Source organism: Streptomyces sp. NPDC060028 (assembly GCF_042736725.1).
Lineage (GTDB): Bacteria > Actinomycetota > Actinomycetes > Streptomycetales > Streptomycetaceae > Streptomyces.
This window is the reverse complement of the sequence record NZ_JBHWVJ010000010.1, coordinates 39,374-54,513: the sequence shown is the minus strand read 5'-3', so window position 1 is coordinate 54,513 and position 15,140 is coordinate 39,374. Positions and strand designations below refer to the sequence as shown.

General features: G+C 72.3%; 14 protein-coding genes. 7 read left to right on the top strand and 7 right to left on the bottom strand.

All coding sequences use genetic code 11. The annotated features are described in order from the left end of the window. The first annotated feature begins 617 nt into the window (after nt 1-617). From ACFWBF_RS07995 to ACFWBF_RS07985, 3 genes are all read left to right on the top strand, one after another. Nucleotides 618-827, top strand: coding sequence for a hypothetical protein (locus tag ACFWBF_RS07995; RefSeq protein WP_385596922.1), 210 nt, complete (start codon nt 618-620; stop codon nt 825-827). Between the two features lie 32 nt (nt 828-859). After that, on the top strand, nt 860-1,630 hold the full coding sequence (locus ACFWBF_RS07990) for a hypothetical protein (RefSeq protein WP_385596918.1): 771 nt from the start codon (nt 860-862) through the stop codon (nt 1,628-1,630). 183 nt (nt 1,631-1,813) lie between these two features. Beyond that, the gene (locus ACFWBF_RS07985) at nt 1,814-2,515 is read left to right on the top strand and encodes a hypothetical protein (RefSeq protein ID WP_385596915.1); all 702 of its coding nucleotides are present in this window, start codon (nt 1,814-1,816) and stop codon (nt 2,513-2,515) included. Nucleotides 2,516-2,615: 100 nt separating this feature from the next. On the opposite strand, the gene ACFWBF_RS07980 is transcribed toward ACFWBF_RS07985, so the two are convergent. Further along, a complete protein-coding gene (locus ACFWBF_RS07980; protein WP_385596912.1) occupies nt 2,616-3,128 on the bottom strand; it encodes a hypothetical protein in 513 nt (170 codons plus the stop codon). 353 nt (nt 3,129-3,481) lie between these two features. Here ACFWBF_RS07980 and ACFWBF_RS07975 point away from each other — a divergent pair, with 353 nt between their 5' ends. Next, nucleotides 3,482-4,150 (top strand): class F sortase, encoded by a 669-nt coding sequence (locus ACFWBF_RS07975; RefSeq protein WP_385596908.1) that lies wholly within the window; start codon nt 3,482-3,484, stop codon nt 4,148-4,150. 52 nt (nt 4,151-4,202) lie between these two features. Here ACFWBF_RS07975 and ACFWBF_RS07970 read toward each other — a convergent pair whose 3' ends face one another. Beyond that, the gene (locus ACFWBF_RS07970; protein ID WP_385596905.1) at nt 4,203-5,111 is read right to left on the bottom strand and encodes a polysaccharide deacetylase family protein; all 909 of its coding nucleotides are present in this window, start codon (nt 5,109-5,111) and stop codon (nt 4,203-4,205) included. Between the two features lie 70 nt (nt 5,112-5,181). Continuing rightward, nucleotides 5,182-8,484, bottom strand: a complete 3,303-nt coding sequence (lysX, locus tag ACFWBF_RS07965; RefSeq protein WP_385596902.1) for a bifunctional lysylphosphatidylglycerol synthetase/lysine--tRNA ligase LysX — start codon at nt 8,482-8,484, stop codon at nt 5,182-5,184. 60 nt (nt 8,485-8,544) lie between these two features. Between lysX and ACFWBF_RS07960 the strand changes: the two genes are divergently transcribed. After that, entirely contained in the window at nt 8,545-9,006 is a 462-nt protein-coding gene (locus ACFWBF_RS07960) for a universal stress protein (RefSeq protein WP_385596899.1), read from the top strand. A gap of 51 nt (nt 9,007-9,057) precedes the next feature. On the opposite strand, the gene ACFWBF_RS07955 is transcribed toward ACFWBF_RS07960, so the two are convergent. Beyond that, entirely contained in the window at nt 9,058-10,275 is a 1,218-nt protein-coding gene (locus ACFWBF_RS07955) for a CapA family protein (protein WP_385596896.1), read from the bottom strand. Between the two features lie 270 nt (nt 10,276-10,545). Here ACFWBF_RS07955 and ACFWBF_RS07950 point away from each other — a divergent pair, with 270 nt between their 5' ends. Both ACFWBF_RS07950 and ACFWBF_RS07945 read left to right on the top strand, forming a co-directional pair. Then, nucleotides 10,546-11,085: a sigma-70 family RNA polymerase sigma factor gene (locus ACFWBF_RS07950; protein WP_385596893.1), complete on the top strand. Its 540-nt coding sequence runs from the start codon at nt 10,546-10,548 to the stop codon at nt 11,083-11,085. Nucleotides 11,086-11,265: 180 nt separating this feature from the next. Then, nucleotides 11,266-11,766 (top strand): hypothetical protein, encoded by a 501-nt coding sequence (locus ACFWBF_RS07945; RefSeq protein ID WP_385597101.1) that lies wholly within the window; start codon nt 11,266-11,268, stop codon nt 11,764-11,766. Between the two features lie 4 nt (nt 11,767-11,770). Here ACFWBF_RS07945 and ACFWBF_RS07940 read toward each other — a convergent pair whose 3' ends face one another. Genes ACFWBF_RS07940 through ACFWBF_RS07930 form a run of 3 tightly spaced genes read right to left on the bottom strand, consistent with a single transcriptional unit; the run spans nt 11,771 to nt 15,140 of the window. Then, entirely contained in the window at nt 11,771-12,184 is a 414-nt protein-coding gene (locus ACFWBF_RS07940; protein WP_385596891.1) for a hypothetical protein, read from the bottom strand. A gap of 27 nt (nt 12,185-12,211) precedes the next feature. Further along, nucleotides 12,212-13,072 carry an Fpg/Nei family DNA glycosylase gene (locus ACFWBF_RS07935; protein ID WP_385596888.1) on the bottom strand — a complete coding sequence of 287 codons (861 nt, stop codon included), beginning with the start codon at nt 13,070-13,072 and terminating at the stop codon, nt 12,212-12,214. 4 nt (nt 13,073-13,076) lie between these two features. After that, the gene (locus tag ACFWBF_RS07930) at nt 13,077-15,140 is read right to left on the bottom strand and encodes a SpoIIE family protein phosphatase (RefSeq protein ID WP_385596885.1); all 2,064 of its coding nucleotides are present in this window, start codon (nt 15,138-15,140) and stop codon (nt 13,077-13,079) included.

Here is a 15,140-nt window from a genome sequence, read left to right as displayed (position 1 = left end):
GATCGAAACCGACAAATACCTTTTGAGAATTGGCCGCTGCCCGCGGGGACACCATCCCGCGGTGGCTCAAACCTCTCCGGTCGCCACTCCACCCATTCAGGCGAACCGCGCTCGTCCACGGCGTGCACCGGCGCGTGCGGGCCCATGCTCCCCGGGTGAACAGAGCCTCAACCAGGCGCCTGCTGGCAATCCCGGTCCTGCTGTGGGCGGCCCTTGCCGCCACCCCGGCCGTGGCCGATAGCAGCGCCTACCCGACGATCGACGCCGATGACGGCGCGGCTGCCGTCCGGGCGTTCTCGGCCACCGGCGGAGACGGGCCCGCAGGCCGTCGAGGTGGCGGACATCACGGCGACGGCCGCGACCACGAAGGGCATGGCCACGGAGGCGGCCATCACGGGCGGCCGCACTGTCCGCCACCTCCTCCACCTCCGCCGCCGTGCCCTCCCGAGCCGACGCCGACGCCGACGCCACCGCCGCCGAAGCCCACGCCGACCCCCCCGCCCCCCGAGCCGACGCCCACCCCGCCGGCCCCTCCGCCCGAGCCGACGCCGCCACCGGCGCCGAAGCCGCCCAAACCGGCCCCGCCGAAGCCGGCGCCCGCTCCGCCACCGCCCCCGGTGCAGCGGGCACCCGCCCCGCCGCCGCCCACGCCGACCCCGACCCCGCCCCCACCCGCGCCCGCGCCCGCGCCGAAGAAGCCGGTGGCGCGGCCGACGTACCACGCGGCAACCCGCAAGCCGGTGGAGCACCACATCTCACCGGTGACCTTCACCCTGATGACCGCGGCTCCCGCGGTGCTCGCGATCATCGCGCTGCGCCCGCGCTAGACCCGCCCGACCGTTACGCATTGGGAGTCGTCTTGTCGGAATGGCTCGTCCTGACCATCGCGATGGCCGCGGCCTGCGCCGTGGTGCTGTCCATCACCTTCGTCAACCACCGCCGCATCGGCGAGGACGACGATCCGAGCGAGACCCCGGACGTCATCGAGTACATGACGATGATGATCGGGGTGATCTACGCGATCGTCCTGGGCCTGGCGATCGCCGGCGTCTGGGAGGGCCGCGGCGCCGCCCAGGAGTACGTGCGCCAGGAGGCGCAGGCCCTGCACGAGATCAGCGTGCGCTCCGAGGTCTACCCGGCCGCCGTGCGGGGGAAGATCCGGTCCGACGTGGACACGTACGTCTCCTACGTCGTGGACACGGAGTGGAAACAGATGGCCGACAACGGCAATCTCACGGACCGCAGCGGGGAGTTGCTGGACCGCATCCGCCGCGACGTGACGGACTACGAACCGCAGACCGACCACGAGGGTCAGGCGTACCAGCCGCTGGTGGACCAGGTGGCCGTCGTGGACGACGCGCGCAGCGCGCGCGGCCAGAGCGCCGGGGCCACCATGCCGGGCGTGGTGTGGTTCGGGCTCATCGTGGGGGCCCTGGTGACGGTGGGGCTGATCTTCACGCTGCAGATCCGCCGGTCGTTCCGGGAACTGCTGCTGGCGGGTCTGTTCAGTGCGCTGATCGCGTTCCTGCTGTTCCTCATCTGGGACTTCGACGCGCCCTTCGGGCGGGGCATCGCGGCGACCGCCGAGCCGTTCCTCGCCCAGTTCCCGCATCTGGGACTGGACGACTGACGCCCCGGGCAAACCGGGGGCGGGCCTCCTGTCCCCGGTTCGGCCCAGCGCCATGCCCCATTCGCCCGTTCCTGATCGCGGCCCGCAGCGGCCGCGCCTAGCGTGGCGGACATCGAGGCGCACGTCCCCCCACGTGCGGAAACCCGTTCCGCGGCTGCTCCTCGGGGATCCGGAGAATCAACCATGGGTGCGATACGTACCTCTGCCACCGCCCTGATGAGCGCCGGCGCCGCGGGCGCCGCCCTCGCAGTCGGCGTCCTCGGGGCTCCCGCCGCGACTGCGGCCCCGCAGCCCGTCACCTCGTTCGGCTTCGCCATCACCCCCTCGACGGTCGCCCCCGGCGGGCAGGCCGTGCTCTCCGTCACCGGGTGCAACGCCGCCTTCGCCACCGCCTCCTCCGGAGTCTTCGACACCGTGAACATCGCGCGGGGCAAGACCGTACGGGTCACGGTGGACCGGGACGCCCGGCGCGGAGCCCAGTACTCCGTCTCCTTCACCTGCAACGGGGAGACCGGCTCAGCCGACCTCACGATCGCGGGCGCCACCAGCAGGCCCACGACGAGCTCCACCGCGGGGCCCCGTACCAGCACGAGCACCGGTACCGGTACCGGCACTAGCAACGGCACCGGAACCGGAACCGGAACCGGCAGGAGCAACGGCACCGGCACCGGCACCGGCACCGGCACCGGCACCGGCAGGAGCAACGGAACCGCCACCGGCACCGCGTCCTCGCGCGGCGCCACCCTGGGCGTCCGCGGCGGGCTCGGCGGCAGCGTGGCCGGACTGGATTCCGTCGAGCTCGGCGCGGGCGCCGGGCTCGTCCTCGCCGCCGCGGGCGGCACCGCGTACGCCCTGCGCAGGCGGGGCGCCCGCCGCAGCCACTGACGCACCGCGCACCGCGCCCCGCAACCGCCGGTCGCCCCGAGTCCTGGCCAGGACTGGGGGCGACCGGCGGTTTTCCGGGCCGACCGGGGAGGTCGGCCGATCAGGCCCGGCCGCGGATCGGACGGCGACGGCGCATCACGTGGGCGCCGGCGCCCAGCGCCGCCGCCCCGACGAGGCTCGCGCCGATGGCGGTCTCGGTGGCGGACGGGCCGAAGGAGCCGCCGATACCGCCTTGTGCGCCGTTGCCCGGCAGGATCGTGAACCGGTGCGTGGCGACCAGGCTGTTGTCGTGGCACTTGACCGACAGCGTGTGGTTGCCGGGCGAGGCGTGGTTGAAGATCCGGACGGTCGCGAACCCGATGGAGCCGGCCGACAGGTTCGTCTGGGGAAAGTTGCCGTTCGACCAGACCGTGCCGCCGTGGCCGCAGCCGGCGGCGCTGACCTGCATCGAGGAGCCCTGGTGCACGGAGTACGGGTTGACCGTGACATTGCTGGGCCCGCCGTTTCCGCCCGATGGCGGACCCCCGACTGGGTTCGCGGCGGCGAACGGGACACTGAGGCCGATCGCGGCGCAGGCGGCCGCGGTCACTGTCAGAGCGCGGAGAACACGCATGGTGGAACCTCCAGCGGAAAGCGCCCCGGAGCGGTGGCCCGGGCAGATCGACGAGAACGCCTCCCATGACGAACCCTCACGGCGTCTCGCAACCAGCGCATTTCCGCCTTTGGGCCGCCCGGTTGAGCGACACGCCGAGGAGCGGACGGGTCCGCTGACGGATCCGCAGGTCACGACCTGTCAGGCATTTATGTGACGATTACCTGGATGGGCGCACCCCTTCCGGCCCCACCACCCGTTCGCCCTTCACCGATCGCCGTCCCGCGCGCGCACCCTTAGCGTGCGTGAAGTAGGGCGTACATGGGGTGGGACAAGAACGCGGGTCGGGACCCCCGCGTCGGGAAGGGAGAGCCATGACCGAGGACGAGAGTGAGAGGCCATCGAGAAGGCGATCCCCCTGGGGAGCCATCGCGCTGGTCATGCTCACCGGCCTCGCCATGATGCGGAACGGGGCCAATGTCGAGGACGGCCCGCCACAGCCGGCCGCCGCGGCGGCGGTGGCCGTACAGCCGGATCAGCAGGCGACGGAGCCGCCACCCGCACCACCGCAGGGCCTGGAAGTGCTGGAGCACTCGTCGGTGCAGCGCATCCGGATCCCGGCGATCAAGGTCGACGCACCGGTGATGACGGTCGGACTGGACGCGCAGGGCTACGTCGACGCACCGCCGCCGCAGGATCCGAATCTGGCCGGCTGGTACCTCAACGGCATCTCGCCGGGCCAGTCGGGCTCGGCGGTGCTGGTGGGCCACGTGGACAACGCGCAGGGCCCGGCGGTCTTCTACGGCCTGGGCTCGGTACAGAAGGGCAACCACATCGAGGTGGAGCGGTACGACGGACGCACGGCGGTGTTCGAGGTGTACGGCGTGGAGGTCTTCGCCAAGAACGCGTTCCCCGGAGCCCGGGTGTACGGGGACACCGGCCAGCCGGAACTCCGGGTGATCACCTGCGGCGGCGGCTATTCGAAGGCCAAGGGCTATGACGGCAACGTCGTCGTCTTCGCCCGGATGGTGGCGACCCGCTGACCGGCGGCCTTCCCGCCGGGCCGCAGCGCCGCCGCGCCGGGGGCTCGCATCCTCAGCGCGGCGGCAGCACCGGCAGCGTCATGCGGTAGCCCCGGGCGAGCAGTTGGGGCAGGTACGAGGAGAGCGCCTGGACGCTCTGCGAGCGGTTGCCGCCCGCGTCGTGGGACAGCACGACCACGCCGGGGGCCGCGCCCTTGAGGATGCGCGAGACGATCGCGGTCGTGCCCGGTTCCGTCCAGTCCAGGCTGTCCACGGTCCAGGCGAGCGGCTCCATGCCCAGCTCGGCCCCGATCTCGAAGGCGGCGCGGTTCCACGCTCCGTACGGCGCCCGGAACCACTGCGGCGCCTCCCCCACGCTCTGCTGTACGACCTCGCTCGTGCGACCGATCTCGGAGGCGAGGGCGGGCCGGCTGAGCTGGGGGATGAGCGGGTGGGTCCAGGTGTGGTTGCCGATGACGTGGCCCTCGGCGGTCATCCGGCGCAGCAGGTCGCGGTTCTCGTCCGCCATCTCCCCGCAGACGAAGAACATCGCGCGTACGCCGTACCGGGCGAGGGTGTCGAGGATCCCGGGGGTGTAGCGGGGGTCGGGGCCGTCGTCGAAGGTGAGCACCATGTCGCTCGCCGAGGCGGTGGTGGCGGGGAGTTCCAGGATCGGCCTGGTCCGTACGACGGGCTTCGCCGCGGGCGGCCGGATGGGGGCGTCGGCGGTCATCGGCCGCAGCCGGTAGGACTTCTCGGACAGTGCCGGGGCGCGCAGCCCGGGCGCGCCGGCGGCGGGAGCGCCCGCAGCCCCGGGGCCATGCCCCGGTCCGGGGCCCGCTCCGATGCCCCGTCCGGCGGCCGGGCCGGGCGCGCCGCCCTCGTTGCCGGTGGTGATCAGACCGGCGGCGGCAGCGACTCCGAGGAAGACGGCGGAGCGCAGGAGCACGCGTCGCCCTACTGTCGGCTCGTCATTTTTCATTACTACTACGTATCAACGACATCCCCGAAGATGTCGAGAGGCGCGAACCCTCCCCCTCCCCCTCACCCGATCAGCCGCGCCGCACCAGGGGGAACGGAAGCGTCTCGCGGATCGTCAGACCCGTGAGGAACATGACCAGCCGGTCCACGCCGATGCCCAGGCCGCCGGTCGGCGGCATCGCGTACTCCAGCGCGTCCAGGAAGTCGTTGTCGAGTTCCATCGCCTCCGGGTCGCCGCCCGCCGCCAGCAGCGACTGGGCCGTGAGCCGGCGCCGCTGCTCGACGGGGTCGGTCAGCTCGGAGTAGGCGGTGCCCAGTTCGGTTCCGAAGGCCACCAGGTCCCAGCGCTCGGCGAGCCGCGGGTCCTTGCGGTGCTGCCGGGTGAGCGGCGAGACGTCGGTCGGGAAGTCCTTGTAGAAGGTGGGCAGCTTGGTCTTCTCTTCCACCAGCCGCTCGTACATCTCCAGCACCACGTCGCCCCGCGTGTTCTCGGGGGTGTGCGGCACCTTCGCCCGGTCGCACAGCCGCCGCAGCACGTGTTCCCCGGTGTCCGCGTCGACTTCCTCGCCCAGCGCCTCGCTGATGGCCCCGTACATCGTCTTGACCGGCCACGCCCCGGAGATGTCGTGCACGACGAGCTTGCCGTCCGGGCCCGCCTTGTGGGCGACGGGCGAGCCGAAGGCGGCGGTGGCGGCGCCCTGGATCAGCTCGCGCGTGAGGTCGAGCATGACGTCGTAGTCGGCGAAGGCCTGGTAGGCCTCCAGCATCGTGAACTCGGGGTTGTGCTTGTAGGAGACGCCTTCGTTGCGGAAGGTCCGGCCCATCTCGAAGACCTTCTCCATGCCGCCCACGCACAGCCGTTTGAGATACAGCTCGGGTGCGATGCGCAGGTACAGGTCGAGGTCGTAGGCGTTGATGTGGGTGCGGAACGGCCGGGCGTTGGCGCCGCCGTGGATCTGCTGGAGCATCGGGGTCTCGACCTCCAGGTAGCCGCGGTCCAGCAGCCCCTGGCGCAGCGCCTGCACCGCGCTGGAGCGGGCCCGTACGACGTCGCGCGCCTCGGGGCTGGCGACCAGGTCGAGATAGCGGCGCCGGACCCGGGCTTCCGGGTCGGCGAGACCCTTGCGCTTGTCGGGCAGCGGGCGCAGGCACTTGCCGGTGAGCTGCCAGGAGTCGACCACGACGGACAGCTCGCCGCTCTTGGCGGCGCCGATCTCGCCGCTCGCCGCGACGTGGTCGCCGAAGTCGACCTGGGTGGTGAAGGAGTCCAGTACGCCGGCACCCGCCTCGTCCCGTGTGAACATCAGCTGTATGTCCCCGGACCAGTCGCGGAGCACGGCGAAGACCACGCCGCCGAGGTCGCGCACGACCATCACGCGCCCGGCGACGGTGACCTGTTCGCCGGTCCGCGAGCCGGCCGGGTACCCGGGGTGGGCGGCCTTGAGCTGCGCGACCGTGTGGGTGCGCGGGCGGATGCCGACGGGGTACGGGTCGGTGCCGCCGGCCCGGATCCGCTCCAGCTTGTCGTGCCGGACGCGGACCTGTTCGGGCAGCCGCTCGCCCCGGGCGGCCGCGCCCTCCTCTCCCACGAGTTCCAGACCGAGCGAGTCGATGGAGGGCAGGCCCGCGGTGTTGGCGGGGGCGGTAAGGCCCTTGGGGTGCCCGTTGCCCCACAGCTTGCGCAGGCTCGGTACGGAGACGAACCCCTCGGCGATGCCGGAGGCGAGGCTGACCCGGGCGAGCGAGCCGGCGTCCTGGTAGCAGAGGAACCGCGGGTACCACTCGGGGCCGTACTTGACGTTCGAGCGGTACAGCGCCTCCAGCTGCCACCAGCGGGAGAAGAAGAGCAGCAGCTTGCGCCACAGCTTGAGGACGGGTCCGGCGCCGATCCGGCCGCCCTCTTCGAAGGCGGAGCGGAAGACGGCGAAGTTGAGGGAGATCCGGCGCACGCCCAGGCTCGGGGCGGCGGCGCAGAGCTGGGCGACCATGAACTCCATGACCCCGTTGGGGGCGGAGCGGTCGCGGCGCATCAGGTCGAGTGAGATGCCGTCCTTGCCCCAGGGCACGAAGGAGAGCAGGGCGATGAGTTCGCCCTCGTGGTCGAAGGCCTCGACGAGCAGGCAGTCGCCGTCGCCGGGGTCTCCGAGCCGGTCCAGGGCCATGGAGAAGCCGCGCTCGGTCTCGGTGTCGCGCCATGTGTCGGCCCGCTCGACGATGAGCCGCATCTCCTCCTCGGTGAGGGCGGAGTGGCGGCGGATCACGGTGGTGGCGCCGGTGCGCTGGACCCGGTTGACGGCCTGGCGGGTGACGCGCATGTCGCGGCCGTCGAGGTCGAAGTGGGCCACCTGCAGGATGGCCTCGTCGCCGAGCTGGAGTGCGCTGAGGCCGGATCGGGCGTACGCGGTCGCACCTACCTCGGAGGCGCCCATGACGGCGGGCTGCCAGCCGTAGCGGCGGGCGACGGCGAGCCAGGCGTTGATGGCGGGAGTCCAGGCGGCGGGGTCGCCGACGGGGTCGCCGCTGGCGAGGCAGACGCCGGCTTCGACGCGGTAGGTGACGGCGCCCTTGCCGTTGGGCGCGAAGACGACGGCCTTGTCACGCCGGGTGGCGAAGTAGCCGAGGGAGTCGCCCCGCCCGTAGGCGCCGAGGAGGGCGCGGATGCGGGGCTCCTCGTCCCCGTGCAGGGCGGCGGTGAGCCGCTGGGACCGGAACAGGGCGGAGGCGGCGTTCAGCAGGGCGAGGGCGCCGAAGAGGCCGAGCAGGAAGTAGAGCGGGCGGGGCGGGCGGCCGTCGAACTGGCGGGCGGAGAAGAGGCCGCCAAAGACCTGCTTGGCGGCCCAGTCCAGCCATTGGCCCTTGGGGAGGGTGCCGGGGAAGAGTGCGACGAGTCCCCAGCCGACGAGCACGGCAGCGAGCAGGCCCAGCCCGAGCACCGTCATCGCCCGCCACAGCGCGCCGGGGCGGGAGGCGGCGTAGAACTCCTCGCGGGCGGCGACGAGCAGCGCGAGGGCGGCGACGGCCAGCGCCATGGAGGGGATGCCGATCCAGTAGTCCCCCACGGCCATGGTCAGGACGTCGACCAGGACCAACAGGGCCAGATAGGTGACGACGATCCACCAGGCGACCTTCTTGCGGGTGCCGAGGGCCGCGGCGAGCAGGAAGAGGAAGACGGCGTAGGCGAGGTTCGCGCTGACCGGTACGACGATCTCGTCGAGGAAGCGGACGATGTGCCTCAGCAGCCGCCGCAGCGTCGGGGAGAGCGACAGCAGGGCGCACAGCAGACCGAGCGTTCCGAAGAACGCCCCGAAGGCGTCCGGCACCCGGTTCAGGAAGCGGTTCCGGGTCCCGCGCGTCTCCTCCACCGTGGCACTCATGGTTCGCACTGTAGGGAGGCCCGCGCCGCTCCGCGCGCCGAGCCGGATAGCCTCGGAAGGGTGACAGAGCAAGTGAACACGGGATTCGAACGCGGTACGGACGGCCCGAAGGTGATCCTCGCGGGGGTCGACGGGTCGCAGTCCTCGCTCCGCGCCGCGGCCTACGCGGCGGGGCTGGCCCGGCGCCAGAACGCGCTGCTGGCGCTGGTGTACGTACAGCCGGTGATGCCGGCCGGGGCCTCGCTGGGCGCGCCGGTCGCCGACACGACCGGGGAGATCGCCGAGGGGCTGGTGGCGGAGATCCGGGAGGCGGCCGAGCGCCTCAAGGGCATCTACGACGTGCGCTGGCAGTTCCACACCTTCCGCGGCGACCCGTACGCCGGCCTGGTGAGCGCGGCGCAGGAGCTGACGGCGGACGCGGTGGTGGTCGGCGCCTCGGAGCAGGCCGGCCACCGCATCGTGGGTTCGGTGGCGGTCCGCCTGGTGAAGGCGGGCCGCTGGCCGGTCACGGTCGTTCCGTAGCGGCCGCGCCCGGGACCGGCCGGCCGGCCGACCGACCAGTGGGTGCGTGCGCTACCTGGCCATGGTCAGCCCGTCCTTGGCCGCGCCGCGGCCGAGGACGGCCTCGCTGACGGTGTCCTGGGCCTCCTGGTAGTCGTCCCGGCCGGGGTCATTGGCGAGGGCGGCGGGGAGGTGGACGATCCGGCCCGTGGACAGGTCCATCATCTGGGGCGTGAACTCGGCCTTGGTGACCTGCCAGCGTTGCCCTGCGGCGGCCGGCGGGGCGAAGGTGAAGCGGCCGATCGAACCGTAGTTGCCGCGCATGTCCCGCGCGCCGGAATAGTTGAACATCTCGCCCGCGACCTGGTCGCCCATGCCGTAGACGATCCACGTCCCGTTGACCTTCTGGTAGGCCTGCGGGATGTGCGCGTGGGTGCCCAGGATCATGTCGATGTCCGGGCGCCCGCCGGTCTGCGAGGCGGTCAGCGCCTTGCCGAGCGAGAGCTGCCTCTCGTCCGGCTCGGTCTGCCATTCGGTGCCCCAGTGGAGGCTGACCAGGACCACGTCCGCGCCCGCCTTCCGGGCGGCCCGGGCGTCGGCGACGATCTTGTCCTGCTCCATCAGGTTGACGGCCCACGGCTGACCGTCCGGGAGCGGGTAGCCGTTGGTGTCGTAGGTGTAGGCGAGGTGCGCGACCTTGGCGGAGCCCGCCGTGTACATCGTGGGCGTGGCCGCCTCGGCCGCCGTGCGCGCGGAACCGGCGTGCTTGAGGCCGGTCTTGTCGAACTTGTCGAGGGTGCGCTTCAGGCCGTCGGCTCCGTCGTCCAGGGTGTGGTTCGAGGCGGTGGAGCAGCCGTCGTAGCCGGCGTCCTTCAGTGCGTCGGCGACCTCGGGCGGGGACTGGAAGGCCGGGTAGCCGGTGAAGGGCCCGCCGTCCTCGCCGTAGACGGTCTCCATGTGACAGATGGCCAGGTCCGCGGCCGAGACCATGGGTTTGACGCTCCGGAACATCGGCCGGAAGTCGTATCCGGAGCCTTCCGCGTCGGCTGACGCCCGCTTGATGATGGAGTCGTGCGGCAGTACGTCCCCGCTCGCGACCAGGGTGAATCCCCGGCCGGCGGGAGCGGCGGGAAGCCCGGCGGGGCTCCCGAGGCGGGTCGGTGCGGACTGACCGCCCGCGGAGCAGGCGGCGACCGCCGACAGCAGGACGGCGGACAGCAGGGCGAGGGCGTGGCGGGTGCGCGGCGCGGTCGGAAGCGTGGTCGGCGTCGTGGTCGGCGTCGTGGTCATCTGTCCCGGCTCTCTTTAAGTAGGACTATCCGATCACCTGCAATCCATAGAAATAGAGGTCTCAAGTCAAGAGACGGCCCCGCCTCCGGCCGCAGCCTCACCCCAATGGCCGTTCGCCGCGCCGTTCGACCGTTCGTCGCCCCGCGCGGCCGCCCACCGGAAGACCCGGGGGCTTGGGCGCACCGCCCGGGTCTGACGGTTCCCGGGCGGGCCCGGTGCAGGTCAGGGTGGATCCATCGGACCCGGACGGCCCCCTGGAAGGAGCCCCTCGTGCCCCTCTCCCCCACCCTCGACCGCACGGACCCCGAGACGCTGGCCGAACTCCAGCGCGAGCACGGGCGGGCTCTGTTCGGTTTCCTGCTCGGCCTCGCCGCCGGGGACGCGCAGCGCGCGGAGGACCTCGTACAGGAGACGCTGTTACGGGTCTGGCAGCACCCGGAGGTGCTGGCGAGCAGTCACGAATCCCTGCGGCCCTGGCTGTTCACGGTGGCCCGGCGGCTCGCGATCGACGCCCGGCGGGCCCGGATGTCGCGGCCGCTGGAGGTGGACCCGGAAGGGCTGGAGCAGGCACCGGCCCCCGAGGACGCGGTGGCCGGCTCGGTGACGGCCATCGACGTACGGCGGGCGGTGGGGTGTCTGGGGCCGGAGCACCGGGAGGTGCTGATGCAGGTCTACTTCCAGGACCGTTCCGTGGCCGAGGCCGCCGCGGAGCTGGGCATTCCGGCGGGAACGGTCAAGTCCCGGACGTATTACGCCCTGCGCGCCCTCAAGAAGGGGCTGCAGGGGTACGGGTACGGGCTCGGCGCCTGAGAATCACGCAACCAGCGACCTGAACGCATCCGAATCGGACATGAACCGCATCGAAATCAGCATCAGACCGTTCAAGTTGAGTAAACATCCCCCGCTCCGCGAGCCGCTCGGTGAAGGCTCTCGGCTGACGGCGGGAATGCTCGACGCGCGGGAGAAGGTGGAACGGTGCAGCCCGAGGGTATGAACGGCACCAGTGACGGCGGGCTCGCGGTGCCCATGGCATGGCTCTACGCGGAGTACATCGCCGACGAACTGCTGCGCACGGGCCGGCTGATCCCGGTCAGCACCCTGGAGTTCCGTGCCGGCCGCGACACGCTCGCGCTGACCATCTACCTCTCCGACGCGGCCGGCGAACTCTCCGGGATCCGGGTGGTCTCCCAGCTCGAGGAGTGGCTCTCGCTGACGGCGTACGGTCACCCCTGGCGCGACTGGGTCCACACCCGCTTCCTGGCGCTGGGCGAGGAGGCCAGGGAGCGCGGCCGCGGCGAGGACCCCGACCTGGAACTGGCGCGGGCCGCGTGGCGCTGGCTGGACCGCACCGAACTGTTCGCCACCAACCTCGACCCGGGCCGCCACGGCCACGCCGACACCCCGCCCGGACTGGACGAGAACGCCCGCGTCTGGACCCCCGCCTGGCAACTGGGGCTCCCGCTCGGACACTTGGCGATGCACCTGTTCTGAGACGTCAGCGGATGTGCGCGCGACGCCGCGGCCCCGCCGGGGCCTCCGCCGGGTCGGTCACCAGGCCGGTGAAATCGGCTTCGTTGCGCTCGACCCGGGTCACGTACCAGCGCGCGATGAGCCACAGCACCGGGTACACCAGCAGGCCCAGCGCCACCCACACCAGCGGACCCGACGCGGTGTCCGGCAGCAGGAACACCAGCGGCAGGGTCCCGACCAGCAGCGCGAGCGCGGCCAGTGCGCCGAGCGCGGCCCGCAGTTGGCTGCGCATGAGGGCCCGTACGTAGGTCGCGCCGAGGGTGGTCTGCTCCGAGATCTCGGACCGTGCCGGGGTGTGCGCGGGGGGCCTGCGACGGGCGCCCCGGGGTACCCCGGTGACGGTCTCCCGCCGGGGCGGCGGCTGCTGCTCCTCGGCCATGGTGCCGGAGTCTACGCAAGGGCCCGGCTATTTGAGGAGCCTGGAGAGCCGACGGTCCGCGAGCGGCTTCCCGCCGGTCTGGCAGGTGGGGCAGTACTGGAGCGAGGAGTCGGCGAAGGACACCGAGCGGACCGTGTCCCCGCACACCGGACACGGTTCACCGGCCCTGCCGTGCACCCGCAGCCCGCTCTTCTTCTCGGCCTTGAGGTGACCGGCCGCCACTCCGTGCGAGCGCTCGACGGCCTCGCGCAGGGTGTCCCGGACGGCCTCGTACAGGTGGGTGACCTGTCCCTCGTCGAAGGAGGCGGCGAGTTTGAAGGGCGAGACGCGGGCCTTGTGAAGGATTTCATCGCTGTACGCGTTGCCGATGCCGGCGATGACGCCCTGGTCGCGCAGCACGCCCTTGATCTGCCGCCGCTCCCCGGCGAGCAGCGCCGCGAACGCCGCTCGGTCGAAGCCGGGGGCCAGCGGGTCCGGCCCGAGGCGGGCGATCCCCGGGACCTCCTGCGGGTCGCGGACCACGTACACGGCGAGGCGCTTTTGGGTACCCGCCTCGGTGAGGTCGAATCCGCCGCCGCCCTCCAGTACGAGGCGCAGCGCGAGCGGCCCCTTGCCGGGGCGGGGCGGCTGCGCCGGCAGGGTCTCCTGCCAGCGCAGCCACCCGGCCCGGGCCAGGTGGGTGACGAGGTACAGGTCGCCGATCGCCAGGGCCAGGAACTTTCCGTACCGGGCGGTGGACCGGGCCGGCTGTCCCTCCAGGGCGGTGAGCGGCGGGTCGTACGTCTTGAGCACGCTGACGGCGAGCGGGAGGACGCGCTCGACCACCCGCCCGGTGAGGTGCTCGTCGAGGAACTCCCTCAGGGCCTCGACCTCCGGCAGCTCGGGCATTCTCCTACCCCATCACGAACTCGCACCACACGCACTTGCCACTGCCCCGGGACTCCACTCCCCAGACGTCCGCCAGCCGGTCCACCAGCATCAGGCCCCGCCCCGACACCCCCGAATCGCCCGCCTCGCGCCGTCGGGGCAGGGCGCTGGAGCGGTCCTCCACCTCCACGCGGAGCCGGCGCTGCGCGCCCGGCAGGACGCGCAGGGTCACGATGGCCGGGCCGTCGGTGTGCATGAGGGCGTTCACGATCAGCTCGTCCGCGACCAGTTCGATCTCGTCGGCCCGTTCCCGCGCGCCCCAGGCGCGCACCGCGGCCCCGATCATGTGGCGGGCCGCGACCAGGGCCTCGGGGTCGCCCGGTGCCACGTGCTGCTGGAGCCGGCCGCCGCCCCGTGGGGCGTCCTCCACGTGGCGGCGCAGCAGCAGGAGCGCCATGTCGTCGTCCCCGCCGCTGTCGTCCACGACCTCGCAGAGGCGGTCGGCGAGCCGCTGGAGGTCCTCCGGTCCGCTGCGGATCAGGTCGGTCAGCAGCCGGATCCCGTCGTCCAGGTCGGCGCCGGGCTGTTCCACCAGGCCGTCCGTGCACAGCAGGAGCGTTTCTCCCTGGTCCATCTCCACCGTGGTCACGGGATACTCCAGGCGGCCGAACTCGGCCGAGAGGCCGAGCGGCATGCCGCCTTCCACCAGCACCCGCCGGCAATCCCCGTCGCGGGCGCGCAGCAAGGGGTCGATGTGGCCCGCCCGGACGAGCTGGAGCACTCCCGTCGACAGGTCTGCCTCCACGTAGGTGCACGTCGCGAAGCGGTCGGTGTCCAGCTCGTGCAGGAAGACGGAGGCCCGCGCCATGACGGTGGCCGGTGAGTGCCCTTCGGCGGCGTAGGCGCGCAGGACGATCCGCAGTTGTCCCATCACCGCCGCCGCGTGCGTGTCGTGGCCCTGGACGTCGCCGATGACGGCACCGACCCGGCCGCCCGGCAGGGGGATGACGTCGTACCAGTCGCCGCCGATGTCCTGGCCCATCCGGGCCGAGCGGTAGCGTACGGCGATCTCGCCGCCCTGTACGGACGGGATCCTCCGGGGCAGCATCGCCTGCTGGAGGCCTTCCGCCAGGTCGTGCTCCTGCTCCAGGAGCATGGCCCGCTGCAGGCTCTGCGCGATGCTGCTGCCCAGTGCGACCAGCAGGTTGCGCTCCTCCTGGGTGAAGCCGTCCTTGTCCTGGTAGAGCAGCCCGATGGCGCCGATCGGGCGGGCCTGGGCGATCAGCGGCAGATAGGCGGCCGCCGAGATGTCCATGGCCGAGATCTTCGACCAGAGCAAGGGGTAGCCCGTCGCGAACTCCTCCGCGGAATCGAGGAAGCGCGGCTGGAGCGAGCGCACGACCTCGCTCATCGGGTACTCCTCGTCGATGCGGGTGTAGCGCGTGCCGGGGACGAAGCTGCCTTCGGGGCCTTCGGCGACGAGGTGGATCCGCCCCGCCTCGACCAGGCCCATCACCATGCCCATCGAGCCGAGCCGTTCCAGGCCGTGGGCGTCACCGAGCGCGTCGATGACGTCCTGGACGGTACGGGCGTGCGCGAGCGCGGCGGTGGTGCTCTCGACCACCGAGGTCTGGCGGCGACGCTCCTCGTCGAGGCCCAGGCGCTCGGCCGAGTGGCTGAGTTCCTCGGTGGCGTCCCGGACGATGCCGATGATGCGGTACGGGCGGCCGTCGGGGCCGCGCATGACGCGGCCCTGGGTGTGGGTCCAGCGCAGCCGCCCGTCGTGGCAGCGGATGCGGAAGTACGCGCCGTAGCTGTCGACGCCGCTCTTGAGCGCACTGGAGACGAGGGCGTCGAGCCGGGTCGCCTCCGCGGGCGGGACGCGGGCGCCGAGGGAGCCGGGCCGGCCGTCGTACTCTCCGGGGGCCGTGTCGAAGACGTCGAGGGCCGCCTCGTCCATGTGCATGAGCCCGGTGACCAGGTCCCAGTCGAAACTGCCCATGCGGTTCAGCGAGAGCGACCGGTCCGGGTGCGCGGGCCAGTCGTCCGGCAGCGATACGGCGGTCGGCACCGGTCCACCATGACACAC